We start from the raw sequence: 21617 nt of genomic DNA, 5'->3' as shown, positions 1-21617 counted from the left end.
CATTCACGTCGGCAGTGGCCCTGTCACCATCCACCCCAGAGAACACCGGGAGGGAGCCACCACCCTCGCCAGCGGAGCCCTCCTGGGTTTACGTGCAGGCAACCGGCAGAAAGGGGAGATGGGCGGCGAACGCCTCTCCCGCGATCCAGACGACCATGACAGCTGGCTGGGCTACATGCACAAGGCCTACGCGGGCTACCCCAACGATGACCGCAAACGCCTGACCGACATCCTGCGCGGCCTTGCCCAGCGTGACGAGGACGTGGCTGGGACTCACGGCGACTACCTCGCCATCGTTAATCCCGGACACAGTCTGGAATTTGTCGGCGGCGCACGGGCCGTCAAACTGGCCCGGCAGGAGCTTGACCTGCTGCTAGGGCGGCTGTATCCGGAAGGCGGCGGCGTTGATGGGTTGATCAACAACCAGATCGGCGAACTGCTCTTCTCTCCGGCCAGCTCCCTGGAGTGGGTGCCCACGCCGGGGCGGGATGGCGTCGCCAGTGTGGCGATTGTGCCCGCCGAGGACATCGCCTGTGTCCGCGATTCGGCCAGTGGCGCCATTCGGCATGAACAGGTGGGGGTGGGCGTCGAAGGCATTCAGCTTGATCCACTGACCTACTGTTACGCGCCACTCAGCACTGCAGGAGCCAGTCCCTATGGTGTGCCGATGTTCCTGGCCGCCCTAGAGAGTCTGGAGCGCAAGCGCCGGCTGACCGCGGCCACTGACCGTGTGATTGACCTGATGCGCCAGGTCGCGGTGGTGGCCGCTGAGATTCCCATGCCCACCCCCAAAGACCTGGGCGTCGCCAGTGAGTCCGATCCCCTGTTCGAGCAACGCAAACAGCAGTGGTTCGAAACAGCGCTCAGTCTGATCATCGACCGGGCTGAAACGGGCCTGTTCGTCGGCCCCAGCGGCACCAAGTTCAGCGTGACCAACGTGACGCACAGCCTGCAGGGGATTCCCGACGTCACCAAGGAGAACAGCCGCCGGGTGTTTAGTGCGCTGGGCACCACCTCCTTCCTGCGCGGGCAGATGGATGGAGCGACTGAGGCCCTGGCCCGCGTGGTCTACCCGATGGTGGAGGCGCGGGCCACCAACATTCAGGCCGTGATTGCCCGCCAGATCGAGTTCGGTCTGAACCTGCACCTGCGCCTCAAGGGCATACCTGCCACGGTGTACGTGCGCTTCGGCGCGGCGCAGTCCGGCTTCGCGTCTGTGGATGCGGAGACCGAACAGACCCGCATGAAAACGGTGGAAATCGGGAAGAAGGTCTTTGGTCGCGCCTTCGCTCGACGCGCCGCCGACACCTTCGATCTCGGCGACGCGGAAGACGCGCAGGCCCCGCCGTGGGCCGAGCGCTGGGATGAGGGTGCCAACGGCCCGGTTCCCGAGGCCAGCACCCTCAATCCAGCCACCCGCACGGCGCATGGCGAACCGCTGACCCGTATGGCGTTCGCCTATGACCGCCGCACGCGCACCTACCACCAGACCGGGCTGAAGGAGGTGAGAGAAGCGCCCGATCTGCCTGCCGCCTGAGCCCGCCGCCTCTCCCAAGTTCCACAGGAGTCCGATGTGACCAAGATTCGCAGTCCAGCCCGGTTTCAGGGCGTCACCACGCTCCTCGCGGGGAGCCCCTGGGCCATCCGGGAACGCGACCACCGTGAACTGGTGGCGACGTTCAACCGTTACCTGTCTTCGGACGTCACAGAAGAGACGCTGAAGACCCTCAAGACCGAGCGCGACAATCGCGCCGCCCAGCAGGGTGATGCCCAGGCCTCGGCCCCCGGTGTGGCGGTCATCGGCATTTACGGCACCATCGTGCCCCGTGGCAGCCTGATGGCCGAATACTGCGGGGCCACCGACCCCCACACGTTGGCCGACCGCGTTTCTGCTGCAGCGGACGACCCTAGCATTCATTCCATCGTGCTCGACATCATGAGCGGCGGCGGCGCAGTGACCGGAATCCGGGTGGCGGAGGAAGCCATTCGGCGGGCCAGAGACGTCAAACCCGTGATTGCTGTCGCCAACACGGTCATGTGCAGCGCGGCCCTCTGGCTCGGTGCTCAGGCCTCTGAACTGGTAGCCGCACCAGGGGCCGAAATCGGCTCCATTGGCGTGATCGGTACTCACGTGGATGAGTCGGTGGCCATCGACAACATGGGTCTGAAAGTCACCTATGTGCGTTCCAACCCCGGCAAAGCGCTGGGACAACCCACCGAGGCCATGGACGGCCCGGCGCTGGAGCAGTGGCAGAGCGAGGTTGACCGCATTCAGGCCGACTTCGTGGCGGCAGTTGCTGCGGGCCGCTCCATGACAGTGGCGGCTGTGGGTGCCCTCGCCAACGGCAACGTCTGGTTCGGGCAGGAAGCGGTGGATGTGGGCTTGGCCGACCGGGTGGCGACCCTGGGCGACGTGCTCCGTGAGCAGCAATCTGCCGCCGCCCGTGAGCCTGCCCGAACCGCCCGCCGCGCCCAGTCGCCGCGCATGCTCGAAGCCACGACGCAACTGCGCCTGGCCGAGCAGCGTGTGCGCGTCTCCCTCACCCCCGAAGCTGCTGCTGAAGAGCATGCCGCCCTCAACCAGCTTGAAGCGGAGCTGCAGTCCGCCGCGCCCTACGCGGACGCTGATCTCAGTCACGACCTCGCCCAGCTCACGCAGCGCCTCACCGCCACCCGTGCCCGCATTCAGGTTTCCGCCCCTTCCCCGGAGGTTTCCCCCATGAAGATCACCCTCAAAGACCGCAGCGGCGCGGCACACGAGTTCGACGCCGCCGATACCGCCGCCATTCAGGCCTTTCTCGCCGAGCAGGACCGCCTCGCGGTGGCTGCAGGCCGTCAGCAGGAGCGCGAGAGCACTGCCTCTGCGTTGGGCCTGGAGCCCAAAGACATGGGTGCAGACAGCCTGAGCCGCCTCGCCGCACAGGCGAAAGACGGTGACGCTTACCGCACCGAGCTGCTCTCCGAGATTGAAGCGCTGGCCCTCGCAGTGACCGGTGATGAGACCAAAGCCGCCCGCGTGCGCAAGGCCAACAGCGCCCTTGACACGGACATGTTGAAAGAAGTGGCCCACGGCTACCGCGATCAGCGTGATGCCTTGGTCCCCAATGGCCGCCAGAGCAAAGAGCCGGACCTCAATCCTGCCCCTCCTGTCGAGGCCCAGACCACGGCGCGTCGGCCCAAGCCTGTCCGCTGGTAAGGGCCCAGTTCGTTGATCCTCGGCCCTCCGTCCTCTCTTGCCCCAGGAGGCATTCATGAGCACTATTGTTGCTGGCATCAACCTGAACGACACCACGTCGTTCCCCACCCTCGTTATCGCTGCCGGAGCCGTCGTTGGTGACGCTGTGGCCTACACCGCTGAAGGCACCGTTGGACGCGGCGCAGACGGCGATCCCTTGTTCGGCAAGGTCCAGAACATCGAGAGCGACCGCAAGGGCCTGGTCAACACCATCGGCAGCGGCGCCCAGACCCTGACCGCGCAAGCTGCCGTGCCCCTTGGCCCTCAAAACCTCGTGGTGGACGGTGCAGGTGGCGTGAAAGTCGGCGCTGCTGGCACCCGCGTGCACGTGTACAAGTACGACGCGGTCACCAAAGCCCTGTTCATCCGTCTCTAAGTCCGGTTCTCGCCGCGCCCACTGTCTGCCCACCGCAGGCCGGGGCGCTTCTCTTTGCCCCATGTCCCCAGGAGGACTTCCATGAGCTACAAAATTGCCAAGCGCACTGACCTTGCCGACAAAGGTCTCTATCAGGACGCCAAAGCTGCAGGCGTCAACCTCGCCGATTACATGCAGATCCAGGCCGATGAGGGCAAGATCAGCGAGGAGTTCTACAACCCCGACGACTCCACCCCGGCCTTTAAGCAGGTGCTGGGCAGCCTCGGCGTGGACCCCAAAGGCCGCGACGCAGCCCGTCCAGTGGAAGACGTTTTTATGCAGGACCCCAGCAAGCGTGTGCTGTTCCCCGAGTACATCGCCACCCGCTACCGCGACCTGTCGCGCCCCATGCGCAATGAACTGACCGTGGAAGACCTGGTAACGACCATCACCCCTGTCCGCAGCGGTGCGTACACCTACGGCGTGATCACCGAAGAGCACGACGCCGGGGCCAACCTGAGCCGCGTGGCAGAAGCTGCTGAATTCCCGACCATCACTGTGCAGATGGGCGAGCAATCGATCCGCCTGCTGAAGTACGGTGGCAAGCTGAAAGTGAGCTATGAGGTCATCCGCCGCTCCAGCGTGAGCGTGATGGACCGTTGGATTGGTGCGGTGGTGCGGCGCGCCCTTAGGAACAAGGTGAACGCCGCCCTGGCCGTGGTTCTCAACGGCGACGGCAACAACGGTGCGGCTCCCAACCTTGATGTGGCAGGCCCCGGCTACACGGTGGCGGACATTGTGGAGCTGTCTCTGTTGGCCGGTGATTACGGTGCAGACCCCACCATCCTGGCAGGCGACCGCACCGAATTGGGCAAGCTGCTGACCCTGCCCATATTCACGGGCACGGACAGCACCACGGCGAGCGACTTCCGCGAGACCGGCCGCTGGCCCGCCGCGTTCGGCATGATGCCCAAGCGTGCGCCGAAAGGCAGCCTGCTGGACGGTGCGGCCAAACTGTTGGCCCTGGACCCTGAAATGGGCCTGGAAATGGCCTTCGATCCCAGCATGGACCTGGTGGAGAACGACAAGATCATTGAGCGCCAGATCGAGTTCATCACCTTCAGCGAAATGATCGGCTTCGGCAAGCCTGAACTGGGCGTTGGCGTCACCGCACACCGCTCGAGCTAAGGCCCACCGCCTCCCTTGCGTCGTCCCTGATGTCTGGGGGACGGCGCGTGCTGTGAAGGAGTTTCCATGGCCACCCGTGCCGAGAATGCCAAGGCGATTCAGACCGCCCTTAGCCTGCAGATCGATACCGAAAAACCCGACCCCAAAGCCGCGCAGCTCGAAGGCTGGGCCACCCGCCTCACCACTGAACGTGATGCGGTGCAAAAAGAAATCCTGACTTGGCAGGTGCAGCAGGCCCTGGACGTGGAAGTCACCGATCCGGGCGTGACAACTGAGCAGCTCCAGGGCTGGCTGGCCCGCGCCGAGACTGAGCGCGACGCGGTGCTCGGTGAAATTCAGAGCGCTTCTACGCCCACGCCTGCGGCTGACCTGCCCACGCCGCTTGCCGACGGTCTGCCCACCGTGACCGTTCGCGTTGTGGGCCGCACTGCCAGTTATGGCGGCGCTTACACCGATCCCGAAAGCAAGAAGAGCCTCGGCGTGGAGCCGGTCACCGTGCCGCTCACGGGGTTCGTGCAGTCCTTGCTCGACAGCGGCACACTCGTCGAGGCGGAGTAAGCCGTGGCGCTGGCCGTCTCGCCAGATCAGGTCACTGAGCTGATCCCAGGGGCGCCGGAGCCAGAGGACGCACATGTCACGCTGGCCCTGATTTGGGCGCGGGGTGAGCTGGCGCGTCGGCAGGTGGTGGCGGACACCTTGACGGGGGATGCCCTGATGGCAGCCCGGACAGCAGTGGCGGCCAAAGCGCTGGCCTACCGGGCGGGCCTAGGGGGCACGCTGACGTTGCTAAGCGGCAGCACCGGCGGCGGGCTGAAAGCCATTAAGCTGCCCGGACTGGAGCTGAGCCTCACGCCTGCTTCGGACAGTCACGGTTCCTCGGTGCTGGCGGCGGGTGACCTCGATGCTTTTGCCGCCGCCCTGCTGCTGCTCGCGGTTCCAGTGGGCGGGTTTGCCTTCGCCTTCCCTGGGGCCGCTCGGTGACCCTGCTGGACTCGGCCTACGAATCGGTGCTGGCTGCCCGGCCTTACGTGGACGAGGCGCTTAGCAGTCCCTTTGCCCAGACTGTGACGGTCACGCGCTTCACGGGCCAGAGTGTGCAGGTGCGTGCCCTGATCGGACAGGAAGAGGACGGCACCACCGTCGCCCCTGATCCCGACGAGCCAGGGTTCACTTCGCGTTCGACCACCCTTGTGTTGGCGCATACGCCGCTCGCTCAAACGCCCGGCTTCACGGTCGCGGCGGCAGGTGGACGGGTGTTCGTGCCCGTGGCTGAGCCGCTCAATCCGGGCGGGCTGGACTGGGTGACGGTCGTGCGCGGTGCGCCGCTGATCGAGCGCACCCGTGTCGATCAGCTCTCTTTTCAGACCGCTGGCCCGCTGGTCGCTGATGCACGCGGCAACCAGCGCCCTGGCCCCGGCGTGCCCATCAACGTGGCTGTGCGCCTCACCGCGACTACCGACCCCCGCATCCGCGAAACGGTGGGGGCAGACGCGGCCGAAGTTGCCCTGATTGGGCGCTGGGGCAGCCTGACCGCACCAACGGCCAGGCCTCCAGGCGTGGTGTGGGGCAGTTCCAGCCCCCTCACGTTGGATGGCCAGCCCGGCACCCTGACCGTACAGCTCGCCTTTCCCGACGCCGATCTCTGGCGAGAAGCGCAGTTCGGCGGACGCTTTTTAAGTCTGTGGAGGACACGATGAAGACCCCTATTCCTGAAGCGCTCAAACGGGTCATGGTGACCGAGGACGCAGCGCAAGAGGCTGCGGCCCAGATTGCGGTGGACTATACCGGCGGCGCGAACCTCGCCACCCTGACCATCAACCCTGATCTCGTGCCACCCGAAGCCCTGGAAGGCTACCGCGTCCGCGCCGCCATCCAGGCCGCACTGGAGCCGCTGCGGAAGTACAACCGCGCGGTGACCCGGCGCTACGGCAGCTACGACCATGAGCAGGCCCTCTTCAAGTCCGGCATTGAGCAGGCCGCCCGCGAGATCGAGCAGCTTGTGCACCTCACGCCCACAGGGGAGGCCGTTCCGGAACTGGCTGAAGTGGCTAAGGCTGCCGCTGTTCAGGACGCTCTTTTGGCAGATGACTTCCCGGAAGTCGAAGGCCTGCGTTCGATTGGCCTGCGCACCCTCCAGGCTGTGCGCGACGCCACCGACGCGGAACTGCGCGAAGCCCCCGGCGTGGGCGTCAAGCGGCTGGAGGCCATCCGCGCCGCGCTGGAATAGGCCGTGGGGAGCGTCCGAGTGACTGTGGATTTAGGGGCCTTCGACCGCAAAGTGGGTCTCGCCTTCCGCCGCACCGTGCGGGACGTGGAGGTGGCCGCCCGCGCCGCTCACGATGAGGTGATCTGGGGTTGGAGCGGCTCTACCCGGCGGGAGAATGGTTCCACGGCCAGCAGCCCCCGCAATGTGGTCGATCTGGGCACCCTGCGCAACAGTCAGCAACCGGCGGTCTACGCGGGCCTGAGCGCCCGCGTGGTGTGGACGGCAGAGCACGCCGCCGCCACCTACCTGGGTGCGGTCTTCCGCAAGCGGGCCTACTCCCTCCCGGCCCGCAACGTGCCGCGCTACGCCCTCCAGAAAGTCAACCTGGTGGCCAGCTTTGACCGCCACCTGCGGGCGCTCCGGTGAATTCTGCCCTGATCGCCGAACGGGTGCGGGTGGCGTTCGTCGAAGCTGGGGTCGTGCTGGGTGTGGCCACCTTCCCCGGTGGTCAAACTGCTGACGGCCTCACCGTGGGCGACTGGCCAGAGGGCACCACCGTCACGGGCCTTGAAGTGATCATCTCCGCCAACCCCCGGCAACGGGTTGTCCCCGCGTTTGCCTTCCTCGGCTTCCAGACCTCGTTTCCCATTCGCCTCGTGAACCAGAGCGGACAAGAAGACCTCGAAGCGGCGGTCAACGCCATTGCTGAGGCCTTCTGGCCGCTGGCTGACGATCCGGCGCTGCTCGAAGAGAGCCGCGATTACCCCGAACAGGTGACGCTCGCTGTCACCGCCGACTAATCCCCAGGAGGGACTCATGGCTCCAAAGTTTCGTTTCGGTAAGAACGCCATTATTCGCGTGGCCCCCGTCACCGCCTTCACCGGAGAACTGGCCACCAAGCCCGCCACCGCCGCTTTCAAGCTCCTGTGCCTTGCGTCCGAAGTGACCATCGGCATTGAGAACACCACCATCGACATCGAGAACTTCTGCACGGGCGGGCGCACCATCTCCGTGCGTGACGGGGGCCGCGACGGCACCATGAGCCTGGGCGAGACCACTTGGGTCGAAGACGATCCCGCCGTGGTGATCATGCAGACCGCCGCGTTTGCCGAAACCGAAACGGGCGGCCTGGTGTACGTGGAAGTGTTGCCCCTCGGTGCGGGCGCGGGCAAGCCAGTGTTCGATCTGGTGGTCGATGTGCGCACCTGGGAACTGACCGTACCCAGCAAGGGCGTCATCACGGCCACCCACGAGCTCAGCGTGCAGGAAGGCCCCCTCCCCGGCGTCATCCCCGCCTAAGCCGCGTGATCTGGCGTGACGTGTGGAACGACACGCCCAGACTGGTGATTCTCTCTGAGGAAGACGCACAGGACGGCGTGATTGAAGACGCCGTCCTGTTCCTTTTGGAGCTCCTCCCCAGTCCCGTGACCGTTTCGGACGCTGAAGGCCACCGCCTGAGCGTCACCTTGCCCCTCGACCTGCCTGAAGGCGTCGGGATGTATCCCCATATCGACCTGCCCGTGGAGACCCCAAATGAAGAAAAACAAATTGATTCTGACCACCCGCTTCCATGAAAACCGCCCCGTGTCGATTGGTAATGTGGGTTTCTGGAGCAAGCGCCTGAACGGCGAAGAGGAAATGCTGTTGCAAGAGGTGAACCTCAGCGGCATCTCCACCAAGACGGTTGACCGCCTGCACGCCGAAATTGACCTGGTGCGCCACCTGCTGAATTCCCGCAAACAGGGCGAAGGCTACCTTGACCGGGACTGGGTCACTCAGCATGTAGGGAAAGTCAGCGGCACACGCCTGATTTCCTACCTGCGGACAGGCGAGGGGCTGGCTCCCGGCGAAACGCTCGACCTGCCGGTGTTCGAGCCGATCGAGCTCGAAGGCCGCACTTTCACAGCCCGCGCCCTGAGCTACGCCGAGGTGCTGGCCGCCGCTGAGAAGGCTGACGAGCTGGACGCCCTGACGGTGGCTGACGACGCGCAGAGCCTGAGCGAGGTTGAAGTGCTCGACGGCGAAGACTCGGCAGCCATGTTCGAACGGGTGCGTGGGAAAGCCTTCGAGTTGCAGGGCCGTTCCAAAATCATCATCCGGGCTACAGCCGACCTGCTCGCGGACAACCTGAACGCCCGGATTGCCGACGACGGCGCGGCCATTGACGGCGCGTGGCTGCTGTCGCACCTGATGAACGAGGGCCTCGGTCAGGTCACGGCCTACCTGCGCGACGGCTCGACGCCGGACGACGAGCCCGAAGAGGGTGAGACCCCAAACGCCGGGGCGGACGCCGCCGCGTCGACCTAGCCCCGATTGATTGGGGAGAAATCCTATGCGACATCGTGGAGCATTACCCGGCTTACACTTGGCGGGCGGCCTGCGACGAAGCCAGTCTGGTGCTGGCGGTGCTGTTCGGACGAATTCCCGGCATCCATTACAAGCGGGCGTGGCCGGTGGCCCAGCTCACGGCCATGCTCGGCAACGTCAACGGCGGCAAAAGCAAGGGCGGGGGCAACACGCCGGACTGGAAGCTGTTCAAGGGTTCGGAGTTCCTGCCTGCCTACGCCCGCACACCTGACTTGGACGGCCCCCAACTGCTGGCCCCCCACCACTGTGCGGCGCTCGCTGAAGCCCTGGAGAACAAGCACCTCGCCCACGCGAGTTGGGTGGTGCAGCTCGTGGCCGCCGATGACTCCCTGGAGCGCATCTTCACGGTGGCCGAGCAGTACCTGGCCTTGGACGCTGGTGCTCCAGCTTAATTTGGGGGTGAATCCAGCATTCCACGGCACCTGACGGGGCTGGGTGTGCGTCCACCCGGCCTTTGAGGGGGAAAATCTGCTATTGCCCGCAGCCGCGCTTTCCCCTTTGCTTAACGTGATTCACTCATAATAGTGACCAGGGCGATTCCAGTATCCACGCAAGTCATCTTGCTCTGTATAGCTTCCTGGGTGTCAGAGAGCTGGTTCATAACGAAGATCATTGGGAGATCTTGTCCAGTTTCGCTCTTGATCAAATTTTTGATGTTGGTCGCAATGTCAGCCACCTTTTCTCCGTTTTCCGGGCAGGCTGCATCTAACCGCGCAAAGGCCGTCGCCATCTGGGGGTCGTTCCGTTCTCGGCCATCGCCAGTAGCTAGCAATTGAGCGGGGGTCATTCCAACTGTGGAATTCGAAGTGGCCGTAGTGGTACTTCCGCATCCTCGAAACATGAACATCAGAAAGGCAATCCCGCCAAGCAATAGTAGGCCCGTGACGGCATTGAGGGCCATGCGCTTCTGAGGCGATAACGCGGCTACGGCAGCAGCATTCTTCCGATTCCGTTCCGCCTTAGCAGCAGCCTGTTCCTTTTTATTCATATCCCCAACCGTACCCCACATCTTTTGAGCGAGGGGCTTCACTTGCCCAACCCTCTTCAAGATGAAAGTACGTAAACCGCTAAAGCACGTTATTTAGGGAGCTTTTGCCGAGGCTGGGCCACCAGTTCAAGGTCTAACTCATCCAGAATACGTTGCCAGTTCTCAGGGACGCGCCCAACCGTGCCATTCAACAACTTGGAGACAGCGGGGCGCACTAACCCGGTACGTCGAGCCAACTCACCCTGCGAAAGCTCACGCTCAGTCATCGCTTCCTGCACCGCCTTTCTGACCTGCTCATTCATTCCAGTCACAATATCACCCCTCTAGATGGTAGCAGCTATTGCTTCCGGTAGCAATGGATGCTACTATGCAGGAACCAAAGAAAGCTCAGCGCCTAGGAAACGCGCCTTCTTTGGAATCCGAACTAGAGGTGGATTAATGACAGTTTACACCGAAGCACACGCAAAAGCACCCGCCATCACCCGCACTTGGGAAGTTGTCACCCTGTACCGCGAATGCGGTGTGGTGACGGACAAAGCACGTGACATCGTGACCCTGACCCGCACGGCGGCAGGCATCGAAGGCACAGTCAACTGTGAGCCCGTAGAGGCCATCAAAGCCATCGCCCTGCTGCACGGCGCTCACGACCTGACCGTCATCAGTGAGAAGCTGGAACCCGCCGCTATCGGCAAGCCTGCCGCCGAAAGCCTTCACCGCCGTTTGGCCCGCGCTGGTGTGCCGAGCAAAGAGCATTACGGCTTCGCCTCCGCTGCACTGGACACGCCTGTCTACAGCCTCGCCCTCTTGACCGCTGACGAACGGGACACGGTGCTGGCTTTTCTGTCCTTCACGCACGGCAAGGAGCGGGCGGCATGATGAAGTCCACCCCCCAGTTGGACAGGAAATATAAGCTGGCGAACGTCAGCATCAGCATTAATGAGCTGGAATCCATCAGCAGCCTTATTGCGACTACCGTAGAGGTTGACCAAGACGGGCGGTTCCTGATTGCTTTCGATACCGAAAATGATCGCCACACGGCCAGTTTGGTGCTGAGCGCCCTGCGGATGCACCTCTGGCGCAATCACAGGCGAGATCACGAGTGATTCGCGGCGGCGATGCGTACAGGTCGAAGCATCGCCGCCGCGCCCAGCAACACGGCGCGGTTGGCAGCTTCGACAAGTGGGATGTTCAGATCAGGTTCGGCAAACAGAAAGGGCTATGTCATTACTGTGATGAAAAGCTTGACCTCATCGGCCCGAACAAGTTTCAGGTAGACCATTTCATTCCGCTCAGCAAAGGGGGCAGCAACTATATGAACAACCTCGTATGCGCGTGCCCCGACTGCAACCGGGCGAAGTCAGACAAGATGCCTTGGGAGTACCGCCCAGCGCGGTTTGAAGTGGGGTGCAAAAGAGATGGGTAAGTCGGCTGTGGTTGGGGAGCGTCAATGCACGAAATGTCAGCGTATTTTGCCCGAGACTTCCAAATTCTTTTACCGCGATAGGGGCGCTTGGGCAGCTCGCTGCAAGCCGTGCTTTATTGCAAAGCAGAAGGACTGGGCACTGTCTAAACGGGTCGCAGGAATCTATGTCATCCAACACTGCTCATCGGGACAGGTTTATGTTGGGAGCGCAGGCTGCTTGCGGCAGAGATGGAGTCAACACCGACATCTTCTGCGCTCGGGAAGGCATCACTCGCCCCGGTTACAACGCGCATGGACGCGAGATGGAGAAAAAGCCTTTGCCTTCAAAGTGCTGGAGTTAGTGGATCGGGAAGACTTGCTGATAACAATTGAGCAGGCTTGGATTGAGTTTTTGGGGGCGTACAACAAGCGCGGTGGGTACAACGCCCTCCCGCAAGCCGGACGCGTCACGGGGTACCAGCACACTGAGGAAACCAAGGCGTTACTGCTTAAGCAAAACGTTGCTAAGGCGCAGGCTTACATCGTCACGTTTCCTGATGGGCGGGAAGAAGAAGTGCAGCATTTGGGCCAGTTCTGCCGTGAGCGTGAGCTTCACACCAGCACGATGTTTCAAGTGGGCAAAGGTTCAAAACGAACCTACAAAGGATATTCATGTCGCCTCGCCACCATGTCGCGAGAGGCTTGGGAATCAAATGTTGCTCTAGAAGAAGCGAGGGTAGTCGCCAAAAGAGATCCAAACAACCGCAGATTCCCAACACAGCGGCGAGTTTTGATACACCCCGATGGCACAAGGCAGGAGTTTGTAAATATTTTAAAAACGGCCAAAAGCCTTGGCGTGCCCCCTCGCACCTTCCATGCATTTGTGACTGGAGAATATAAAACGCCTGTTCTGTTTGCAGGCTACGCAGTTCAAGACATCCATTAGCTCTGAATCCTGATGTAGCTACAAAACCGCCTTTTGGGGCGGTTTTTTGATCGCGTGGAGGTGATCTTCTCTGTCTACTCAAGTCGCGTCGGCCCATTTAGACGTCACCGCCAACACCGGGCGTGCCCGGCAGGCCCTGCAAGACTTTGCCAAGCAGGCCCAGACCCAGTTGGCCGGGCTGACCGGCCTCAAGCTGGAAGCCACCGTCAAGCTCAAGGCCCCCACCAAGGCTGAGCTGAACGCCGCCCTGTCCGGCCTGAAGGGCGAAAAGACAGTCAAGATCGCCATCGACTCGGCAGACGCGGCTACCCGGATCGCGCAGATTCGCACTCTGCTGACCAGTCTCGGCACCACGGTGTCGGGCTTGTTCAACATCAACACGGCGGGTTTTGGGGCCATCCTCTCTGGCGGAACAGCCATGATTACTCAGTTTCAGGCGGTTGTCGCTGAGCTGAAGCGCGTCTTGGCGGAAATCCGCAACACGCGGCCTCCTAACGGGCCACCCGCTGGGGGCGGCGGGGGTGGCGGTGGAGCGAACCTCAATCCGTATGCCGCCCAGCTCAAGGCCCTGCAAGGTGACTTGCGGAACAACATTCTCTCCACTGCTCAGTTTGAAACGGCCACCCGCGCCCTGAAAGCGCAGATTGACGCTGAAATCGTCTCGCTGCGGAGCCTCGGGGTGCTCACAGCGGATCAGCAACGGAAATTGGATGCTTTGCGGGCGGCATCCGGCACGGTCGCGCAGGCTTTGGGGCGGGTCGGCACTTCGGCGGGCGCGGGCATTCAGCAGCTAGGACGTGAGCTAGGGGTAGCGCAGTCGCAATACGAGCGGGGCGCGATTGGTCTGCGTACCTACTTGCGCGAAATGGAGCGCATCCGCACGGCTGGGGCTTCGCTCGCCACGGGTTTACGCGCAGGCAGTACCGAAGCTCGCAACCTGGAACGGGTCATGGGTGGGCTGTCCACAGCAGCTCGTAACATCAACTCCACGTCCATCACGAAGATTCGGACGGATATGGCTGCTGCCCGTGCTGAATTTGAGCGTGCCACCGTCGCGGCAGGTAGCTTTACGGCCAAACGCGCTGCTTTGCAGTCCTACGAAGCTTCTATGCGGGCGCTCGAACAGCGCATCCAGGCGGTGGGGCAGCGCAGCAACGTCAGCGAGAAGCAGATGCGTGCTTTGGCTCAGGCGACTCAGCAACTCGCTTCTCAGCGGGGAGCCTTGCAGGGCATCTTCACGCCTCTGGGTTTATCGGGCGGCATTCTTAATGCCCTGCGCTCCCTGCCCCAGTTTGCGGCTCAGGCAGGCGGGAGCCTAGGGGCCGCTGCCGCGCAGGCCACCGGGTTTGCGGGCGGTCTGGGAGGCATTCTGGCCGCTGCTGGGCCAGTCGGTTTGGCGATTGCGGGCGTGACGGCTGGAGTGGTGGCCTTTACCGCTGCGGGCGTGGCCTCGGTCGGGGCGTTCGGCACCTTTGAGAACGGCATTCAGAACGCGAAAGCAACGCTGGGGCTGTTCGGAGAAGAGGGCAAGGCACTTGGCAAAGAGCTGGCGGGACTGGCGCAAGATCCCTCGCTGACCAAGCTGGGCTTTAACTCCAACCAAGCCGCTGCTGCGATTGAAGAACTCGGCTCTCGTGGCCTGAGTACCTCTGAGATCATCAGCGGTGGCCTGCAAACGGCGGCCAAGCTTGCTGCTGCATCGGGCGTTAAAGACCTCACCGTGTCTTCCGAAATTCTGGTCGGCTCTATGCGGGCCTTCGGGCTGGAAGGGGCAGCCGCGGCCAAAGTGCCGGATTTGCTGGCAGCGGCCAGCAACGTTTCTGCATTGCGGCTCGACGATTTTCGCCTAGCTATCGCAGCAGGCGGTAGCGCCGCTCGAACCGCAGGCATCGACATCACTGAATTCACCACCGTGATGAGCCTGATGCGCGACCGCCTGATCGGGGCGTCGGACGCAGGCACTAGCTTCAAAGCGTTTACGGCGGCGTTTACGTCTAACTCCCAGCCTGCCCAGGCTGCGATGGATAAAATCGGGTTCTCTGCCTTCGATTCGGCAGGCAAGATGAAAAGCTTGCGCGAGATCACACAGCAGCTCGCGGAAGGGCTGGAAGGCTATACCGACAAGCAGCGCCTCGCCACGCTCGAAACAATCTACGGTAGCGACGGGATTCGCACCGCGACCACCCTGCTCGATGCTTACAACGGCGCTAATGCTCAGGGCACACGTCTGCTCGACGAACGCAGTGCGGCGGTAACCCAGACTGGGCTTGCCGACCTTGCTGCTAAAGAGCGCACTGACAGCTTAGTGGCGGCGCAGGCGGAGCTATCCAACAAAATTTTGCTGCTCAAGCAAAGTTTGGGCGCAGAGCTGGCCCCCGCTGCGGAAGCGGTGGTCGTCGCCCTCACTGGACTTGTGGATTGGCTTGGCAAGACAGGCCCTGCTCTTGAAGAGCTGCGAGGTTATTTAATTCCTGCGGGAGTGGCCCTGATTGCCTTTAAAGGCAGTGTCATTGCCACAGCCACAACCGCGGCTTGGGGTACATTAGCTGGCGTTTTGACAGCTTTGCCTGCGCTTATAGCAGCCGTAGGCGCGTCGCTCGCAGCGTTCGTCGCCTCCAACCCTATCGGTCTTATTGCCACTGTTGCCGCAGGCATCGCGGTCTACGCCAATAATATTTTTAATGACATCCAGAAAATCTACGATGCCACTGATCAGTTAGCCGCTCAGAGCAGCGGCACTATGCTAGCGAGGGTCGCAGAGCTTAACGCAGTGGGAACCGAATTGGCAGATGCTCAGGCACGCCATTTGCTTGCGTTGGACGGTTTAACACAGGCGCAAAAAGGCAACTTTTCTGGTTCTAATTTTTTCACTGGGGAAAGGTATTTCACTGTCGATCCCGAAGCGGTCAAAGCCGCAGAAACACGTCTGGCGGCAGCCAAAGCAGAACTGGAAGCCGCCAAAGAGCGCAACCGCATTCGCAACCCCAACACATTGCCGGGTCAGGGGCCTCTCCAGCCTGGTCAAGTGCGGACTGGGCCAGCCAGCGATTTCGGATTGGCGGTGGCCCAGCAGACCCTGATCAAAACAGGCAACCAGCAGGCCGACGCCGTCGTGAACTTCTGCTCCAAATGGGTGCGCCTCACGCTGGGCCAAGCACAACCGGAGATCGCCGGGTACATCAACCGCATCTTCAGTGACAGCAACAGCGATGGGCGCGTCAACGCCAACGACGCAGCCAACAATGCCCGCAAAGCGGGGTTGCTGCGCGGGTATACGGGTGTCAGTGACCTGAAACCCGGCGATACCGTGTTCTACGAAGATGGTGGCGACGGGCATGTGGGCATCTATATCGGGGACGGCCTGGTGCGGGGCAACAACCGCGTCAGCAACAAGGCCACAGGCAATCCGGTGGGTAATGTCGGGGTGAACCAGCTGGGTAAAGTCACGGGCTTTGTCCGGGCCGACGACCTTGCGGGTGCGGCAAAAGGCGGCCAGGCGGGAACAGCGGCAGGGAATGCTGCAGCAACAGCCGCCGCCAATACCCAAATCGAGAAACTGAACAAACAAGCCCAGAGCCTGTACAACCAGCAGCAACTGGCCTTGAAGTCGGGCAACAAGGTGTGGCTCACCAAGGTCAACACCGACATCGCCGCCTTCAAAAAAGCCCACGCCAACGTTTGGAAAACCATCACCCAGACGAACAAGGACGGTTCGGCCAGCTCCGTCAAGGCCGCTGAGGTCACGGCCGCCGAGTACGCCAAATTTCAGAAGCGCGCCAAGGAACTCGCCGCCCTGGAAGCCCGCACCAAGGGACAGGGGGCGGCCTCCGCTGCGGCAGGACGGGAAATTGCCGCGTTCACCAAGAACAATCCGGTGGCCGCCAAGGTACTGGACTTTGAGCGTCAGGCCCTGAAAGAGCGCGAGCGCCTCGCCAAAGAGGCCAAGGCCCTCGCCAAAAAAGCCTCGGATGAGCAGGCGTCAGTGGCCCGTGAGGCCGCCCAGGGGCAGGTGGCTGCGGCCCGCTCGTCCTTGGAACGGCTCAAAACCATTCAGACCCGCGCTCTCGTCAACGCTGGAGACGATGTCACCGCCCGCGCCAAGATTGCCCGCGACGGAGCGAATGCGATTGCGGGGGCAGAGAAAAAGATTGCTGCCGCGCAACTCAAGATTGACCAAACCGAAGCCCGTGGGCTGGCCCCCGCCAACCGTCAGGCCGGGCTGGATCAGGCCCAAACCGACTACGCCAACAGCCTGCGCGAAATCGAAACCGACCGCCTGCGGGCCATCAAAGAATCGGGCAAGACCATCCAGGAAGAGCAGAGCAAGCTTGATCAGCAGTTGCGGGAAGGCCGGGTGGCCGATGCCCGCCTCACGCTCGACCGGATTACGGGACTGAATGAGCGTGAACTGATCCGTTTCAAGGGCACGGCGGAACAGCGCATCAAGATCGTGGCCCGGCAAGCGGGGGCGGAAGCGTCCGCCGCACTGAAGGTCGCCCAGGCCCAGAAGAAGAGCGACGACGCGGCGGCCCGTGCCCTTCCGGCAGGAGAGCAGGCGGCGGCCCTGGCCCGCTCAAAGAAAACTTTCGAGAATGCCCAGCGCGAGATCGAAAACACCCGTCTTCGCGTGGTGCGCGAGGGGAACGACGCCCTGAAGGCAGAGCGTGACCAGTTCGAGGCTCAACTGCGGGAAGGCCGGGTGGCCGACGCCCGACTGACCCTCGACCGGATCGCGGGGCTGAACGAACGCGAGTTGGTTCGCTTCAAGGGCACCGCTGAAGAGCGGATCAAGATTGTCACCCGTCAGGCGGGCGTCGAAGCAGCCGCCAAGCTGAAACTGGCTGAGGCACAGAAGAAACTCGACGACGCGGCTGCCAAGGCCTTGCCTGCCGGTCAACAGGCCGCCGCCCTCACCCGTTCGAAGACGACGTTCGAGAATGCCCAGCGCGAGATTGAGACCACCCGTCTTCGTGTGGTGCGCGAGGGGAACGACGCCCTGAAGGCAGAGCGCGACCAGTTCGACGCGCAGGTGCGTGAAGGGCAGGTAGCACAGGCCCGCCTCACTTTGGAGCGCATCGAGCAACTCAACGAGCAAGAACTCCAGCGTTTTGCTGGTACGGCGGCCCAGCGTGAGGTCATCATCCGGCGGCAAGCCGATGCCGAACTGGCGGCCAAAAAGCAAATTGCTGTTGCTCAGAAAAAGATCGACGATGCAGCCGCGCGGGCGCTGGCTCCAGCGCTGCAAGCGGGTGCACTGGGCACCGCGACGACCACCTCTCAAAACGCGATTCGGGCGGCCCAGATCGACCGCGACCGCACCGTCCAGGAAGCCAAAGCGGCGACCAGAGAGGAACTCACCCAAAGTACAGCCCGTCAGAAAGCGGTACAGGCGCTAGAACGTGACCTGCGGCAACTCAACGAACGCTTTGCCCAGCAGGTGAAGGCCGGAACCGTCACGGCAGACAGCGTGCTGCGCTACAAGCAAGCGCTCGAAGACTTAAGGGCCAAGGCATCTGAACTGCCCGCCACCTTGCAGGCCACCATCAAGGCCCTGCTCACCCAAAGTGGCACCCTTGGCACGCAGGGCCAGGGGATTGCCAACTACCGCAGCGAGATCGACAAGCTGCGCGAAGCCGTAGAGAAGTGGGCGTATGCCGAACTGACGGCCGCCCGAGCCCGTGTGATTGCCAATGGGGGCGATCCGAAGAAGCTGGCGCTGCTTGATGCAGAGATCGCCAAACGCAAGACCCTGACTGGGGTACAGCTCGGCCAACTGCAGGCGGAGAATGCGGTGGCTGCCGCCCGTACTGGCAGTGAGACGCTTGAAGGCCAACTGGGGAATGCTCAGGCCCAAGCCAAGGGCAACCTGGCCACCCTCTATCAGCTTGAACTGGATTTCGGCGAGAAGATTCAGACCGCGCGAGACGCCCGTGCCCGCGTCGAAGCCGACGAAGAAATCCGGCAGGTCAACGAGAAGTACAAGAAGCTGGGTGAACTCGAAGGATTGAGCCGTCAACAGCGGCTTGAACTCGCGGCGGCACAGGACAAAGCTCTGGCCGACATCGACACCCGTCTCGGCATCGTTACAGCCAAAAACGCCAGCGATCGCAGCGCTGCCGAGTTGAACGCCAAGAACGCCCTCGACGCGGCCCTGCTCTCCGCAGACCGGGCCACCCGCGACACCATCCGGAAGAACGCACTCGACCTGCTGGCCCGCCAGACCGCCGATCTGGAAGCCCGACAGGCGGAGGAACTCTCTGCTGAGGGCCTGACCCAGGCGCAGGTGCTGGAGATCCGCAAGCGCTTCCAGCCCTTGCTGGTTGCGCAGAAACAGAAAGAAGTGGCCGCCAGTCGTGAGATTGAAACACAGGCCGAGAACGACCGCTACAGCGATGCAGTGGAGGCAGCACGGCAAAACGGCACTCTCCAGACGGTGGCCGCCAAGCTGCTCGCCGAGCACACCTCCAATCTAGGAGCGATTGAGCGGCGCGGCACCGACGCCGTGCGCGATTACGAGCTGAGCACCAAGCGCGATGTGGGGCAGGCAGTCCTCGCTGCCGCCAAAGCGACCAGCGACGACCTAGTCAAGGTTGGACAGGAGCGGATTGACCGCGAGCTGGAAGGCCTGTCCGAGATGAACGAATCCCAGCGGCAACTGGCCGTCCAGACCCTGGAATTCTGGCGCGAGGTGTACACCGCACAGGGGACAGTCGGGAAGGCTGCCATGGCCGACGTGGACGCGGCTATTGCCAAGATCGGGGCTGCAGGACGCACCGCTCGGAGGCAGACCGCTGACCTGGGCGTGGTGGATGCTGCGCTGCCCGGCACCTTCGCCCGTGACCTGAACGGCATAGGCAAAGACGAAGACGCTGACGACGCCCGTGCGACGGCGGAGGCGAAATACAACGGGCTCCTGGAGACCTATCAGGGCTTCCTGAAGAAGACAGAGGACGCCGCTCGTCAGTTCGAGGGCCTCTCCGATGACCAGCTCACTCCGGATGAACGCCTCACCCGCGATGGACTGCTTGCCAACATCGTCCTCTACGACGGGTTTATCGCCCAGATCACCGGCAAGGCCAAAGAGGCTGGCACCAAAGCTGCTGCTGCTTTCACGCAGGCTGAAGCCGACAAAACTGAAGAAGCTCGCCTTGCGCTGGCGGAGGCAGAATACGCCCGTGCACAGCAGGCCGGGACAGATGGCAGCGTTGCATATCGAGCAGGGCTCAATACCTCACTGGCCTATTGGCGAGCACGCAAAGATGGGCTCAAGACCGATAGCCCAGAATATCTGGCTGCGCTGCAAAAGGTCACTGAGTTGGAAGGCAAGTTGCTGGCAGTCAGTCCGGAGAAAACTGCAGATCAGAATCAGCTTGCTTCACAAGCCTTGGATGAAGCCGAATATGCTCGGGCTCAGCAGGCCGGGACAGATGGGAGTCCAGCCTACCGGGAAGGCTTGAATGCATCTTTGGCTTACTGGAAGGCCCGCCTGGTCGGGCTCGACAAAAAGAGTCCGGAGTATCTCGCGGCCTTACAACAGGTCACTGATCTGGAAGGGAAAATCAAAGCGATCACTCCGGAGAAGTTGGCCGATCAAGAGCAGGAGGCTTCGCAAGCCCTACTTGAAGTGCGGTATGCACTGGCGGAAGCGGAAGGCAAAGATGGAAGTCCGGCCTATATCGCGGGTCTGAATGCTTCCCTGGCCTACTGGCGGGCTCGTCTGGAAGGATTGAAAAATGATGCCCCTGCTTATTTGGCAGCCCTGCAACGGATCAATGATCTCGAAGGCAAGATCGGCACGGCGCAGGCCAACACTCCCCTGGTCAACCGACTGAAAAACCTGTCGGGGATCGTCGGTAAGAACGGTACCTTCCAGAAGACCGTCACGGCGGGTCTGGATGGCCTCGCGGCGTATTTCGGGGCTGGTGGAGCCAAGAGCGGGAGGAAGGCCATTCTCGCCGGAGCTGAGGCGCTGGTCGGGGGCCTAGGCGAGGTTTTCAAAACGGGAAACGAGGAGACCGATCAGGTCATCTCCACCTTCGTCTCTGGCGTGCAGGGCACCCTCTCGGCGCTCGCCAAGGGCGATTGGATCGGGGCCATCATCGCTGGAGTCGCCACCGTGGTCTCCACCATCCTGGACATCTTCCAGGGTGGCAAGAAGTCGATGGCAAAGGCCAAAGCCGAAATCGAAGAGGCCACCAAAGGAATCAAATTCTTTGACCTCTCGAAGTACGCCAAGGTCGAAAGCCGGGGCGGGTTCTGGGGTTTCCTGGGCTTCAAGAAGTCGGTCATTGATCAGGAATCCGTGGACATCGCCCGCACCTTGGGTGACGCCATTTACGACGCCATCAGCGGCGGCATGCTGGATGGCATCAAAGCTGGCAAGACCTCGTTTGGTGAGCTGGGCATCGATCTGAAAAAGTCGCTGGCCCAAAACATCCTGCAGGGATTGATCGATGGCTTCCTCCAGGGCGCGATCATGAAAGATCTGATTCAACCGTTCCTCGACCAGTACATCGCGGCGCGGAAAACGGCTGACCCCACAGACGACGTGAAGGCGGCGGCTGACTTGCAAGCGGCCATCGTGACCGGCAACAACGAACTGGCGCAGTTCTACCAGGGCGTGCTGGTGCCGACCGCGCAGCAACTCGGCGTGTTTGGCAGCGACGCCACGAGCGCGTCTGCTGGACTTGGTGGAAATGCCGCCCAGCAATTGGAACTGCCTCAATCCGTGCAGGTGGCTCTGCGTTCGACTGACGCCCAAGCGCAGGCCCAGAACACGGCGGCCCTGTCGCGGGTCATCGAGAAACTGGACGGCACTGTGTCCAACCTGCAGCGCAGCGGCCTCACCGCCGAAGTGCTGATCACGCAACAAGCGCCCCCCGCCACCCGTGCCCGCGCCCGCACTGGCTACCTGTTCTAGGAGGTGACCC

The 21617-nt window shown here is 62.5% G+C and carries 21 protein-coding genes; 19 read left to right on the top strand and 2 right to left on the bottom strand.

What is annotated here, in order from left to right; all coding sequences use genetic code 11:
• Positions 1-118: 118 nt before the first annotated feature.
• The 14 genes from M1R55_RS29950 (at position 119) to M1R55_RS29885 (ending at position 9743) form a co-directional block, all read left to right on the top strand.
• On the top strand, positions 119-1537 hold the full coding sequence (locus M1R55_RS29950) for a hypothetical protein (protein ID WP_249396642.1): 1419 nt from the start codon (positions 119-121) through the stop codon (positions 1535-1537).
• A gap of 36 nt (positions 1538-1573) precedes the next feature.
• Positions 1574-3196: a S49 family peptidase gene (locus tag M1R55_RS29945; RefSeq protein WP_249396641.1), complete on the top strand. Its 1623-nt coding sequence runs from the start codon at positions 1574-1576 to the stop codon at positions 3194-3196.
• Between the two features lie 55 nt (positions 3197-3251).
• A complete protein-coding gene (locus M1R55_RS29940; protein ID WP_249396640.1) occupies positions 3252-3611 on the top strand; it encodes a hypothetical protein in 360 nt (119 codons plus the stop codon).
• Positions 3612-3692: 81 nt separating this feature from the next.
• A complete protein-coding gene (locus M1R55_RS29935; RefSeq protein WP_249396639.1) occupies positions 3693-4778 on the top strand; it encodes a phage major capsid protein in 1086 nt (361 codons plus the stop codon).
• 66 nt (positions 4779-4844) lie between these two features.
• Complete coding sequence (locus M1R55_RS29930; RefSeq protein ID WP_249396638.1) at positions 4845-5336, top strand: hypothetical protein; 492 nt, start codon at positions 4845-4847, stop codon at positions 5334-5336.
• Between the two features lie 3 nt (positions 5337-5339).
• Positions 5340-5759 (top strand): hypothetical protein, encoded by a 420-nt coding sequence (locus M1R55_RS29925; protein WP_249396637.1) that lies wholly within the window; start codon positions 5340-5342, stop codon positions 5757-5759.
• Positions 5756-6475: a hypothetical protein gene (locus tag M1R55_RS29920; RefSeq protein WP_249396636.1), complete on the top strand. Its 720-nt coding sequence runs from the start codon at positions 5756-5758 to the stop codon at positions 6473-6475. Before M1R55_RS29925 ends, M1R55_RS29920 begins: the two co-directional genes overlap by 4 nt.
• Positions 6472-7005, top strand: coding sequence for a hypothetical protein (locus M1R55_RS29915; protein WP_249396635.1), 534 nt, complete (start codon positions 6472-6474; stop codon positions 7003-7005). Before M1R55_RS29920 ends, M1R55_RS29915 begins: the two co-directional genes overlap by 4 nt.
• A gap of 18 nt (positions 7006-7023) precedes the next feature.
• A complete protein-coding gene (locus M1R55_RS29910; protein ID WP_249396634.1) occupies positions 7024-7410 on the top strand; it encodes a hypothetical protein in 387 nt (128 codons plus the stop codon).
• Positions 7407-7784: a hypothetical protein gene (locus M1R55_RS29905; protein ID WP_249396633.1), complete on the top strand. Its 378-nt coding sequence runs from the start codon at positions 7407-7409 to the stop codon at positions 7782-7784. Before M1R55_RS29910 ends, M1R55_RS29905 begins: the two co-directional genes overlap by 4 nt.
• Before the next feature lie 16 nt (positions 7785-7800).
• Positions 7801-8283: a hypothetical protein gene (locus M1R55_RS29900; protein ID WP_249396632.1), complete on the top strand. Its 483-nt coding sequence runs from the start codon at positions 7801-7803 to the stop codon at positions 8281-8283.
• 5 nt (positions 8284-8288) lie between these two features.
• Positions 8289-8558 carry a hypothetical protein gene (locus M1R55_RS29895; RefSeq protein ID WP_249396631.1) on the top strand — a complete coding sequence of 90 codons (270 nt, stop codon included), beginning with the start codon at positions 8289-8291 and terminating at the stop codon, positions 8556-8558.
• Positions 8518-9291 (top strand): hypothetical protein, encoded by a 774-nt coding sequence (locus tag M1R55_RS29890; protein WP_249396630.1) that lies wholly within the window; start codon positions 8518-8520, stop codon positions 9289-9291. The genes M1R55_RS29895 and M1R55_RS29890 overlap by 41 nt, the downstream gene beginning before the upstream one ends.
• 35 nt (positions 9292-9326) lie before the next feature.
• Complete coding sequence (locus M1R55_RS29885; RefSeq protein WP_249396629.1) at positions 9327-9743, top strand: hypothetical protein; 417 nt, start codon at positions 9327-9329, stop codon at positions 9741-9743.
• Between the two features lie 110 nt (positions 9744-9853).
• Here the strand turns inward: M1R55_RS29885 and M1R55_RS29880 are convergent, their stop codons facing one another.
• Together M1R55_RS29880 and M1R55_RS29875 are read right to left on the bottom strand one after the other, a co-directional pair.
• Positions 9854-10339, bottom strand: a complete 486-nt coding sequence (locus M1R55_RS29880; protein ID WP_249396628.1) for a hypothetical protein — start codon at positions 10337-10339, stop codon at positions 9854-9856.
• Between the two features lie 89 nt (positions 10340-10428).
• Positions 10429-10641, bottom strand: coding sequence for a helix-turn-helix transcriptional regulator (locus M1R55_RS29875; protein WP_249396627.1), 213 nt, complete (start codon positions 10639-10641; stop codon positions 10429-10431).
• A gap of 136 nt (positions 10642-10777) precedes the next feature.
• On the opposite strand from M1R55_RS29875, the gene M1R55_RS29870 reads away from it, so the two are divergent.
• The 5 genes from M1R55_RS29870 (at position 10778) to M1R55_RS29855 (ending at position 21607) form a co-directional block, all read left to right on the top strand.
• A complete protein-coding gene (locus M1R55_RS29870) occupies positions 10778-11215 on the top strand; it encodes a hypothetical protein (RefSeq protein WP_249396626.1) in 438 nt (145 codons plus the stop codon).
• Positions 11212-11442, top strand: a complete 231-nt coding sequence (locus tag M1R55_RS29865) for a hypothetical protein (protein ID WP_249396625.1) — start codon at positions 11212-11214, stop codon at positions 11440-11442. The genes M1R55_RS29870 and M1R55_RS29865 overlap by 4 nt, the downstream gene beginning before the upstream one ends.
• Positions 11439-11762, top strand: a complete 324-nt coding sequence (locus M1R55_RS32550) for an HNH endonuclease (protein WP_371827345.1) — start codon at positions 11439-11441, stop codon at positions 11760-11762. Before M1R55_RS29865 ends, M1R55_RS32550 begins: the two co-directional genes overlap by 4 nt.
• A complete protein-coding gene (locus tag M1R55_RS29860; protein WP_249396624.1) occupies positions 11755-12687 on the top strand; it encodes a GIY-YIG nuclease family protein in 933 nt (310 codons plus the stop codon). Before M1R55_RS32550 ends, M1R55_RS29860 begins: the two co-directional genes overlap by 8 nt.
• A gap of 169 nt (positions 12688-12856) precedes the next feature.
• Positions 12857-21607 (top strand): phage tail tape measure protein, encoded by an 8751-nt coding sequence (locus M1R55_RS29855; RefSeq protein WP_249396623.1) that lies wholly within the window; start codon positions 12857-12859, stop codon positions 21605-21607.
• The last annotated feature ends 10 nt before the right edge of the window (positions 21608-21617 follow it).

The sequence above is a fragment of the Deinococcus sp. QL22 genome (assembly GCF_023370075.1).
GTDB lineage: Bacteria > Deinococcota > Deinococci > Deinococcales > Deinococcaceae > Deinococcus.
The sequence above is the reverse complement of the archived record's forward strand: the minus strand, read 5'-3'. Positions and strand labels throughout refer to the sequence as shown.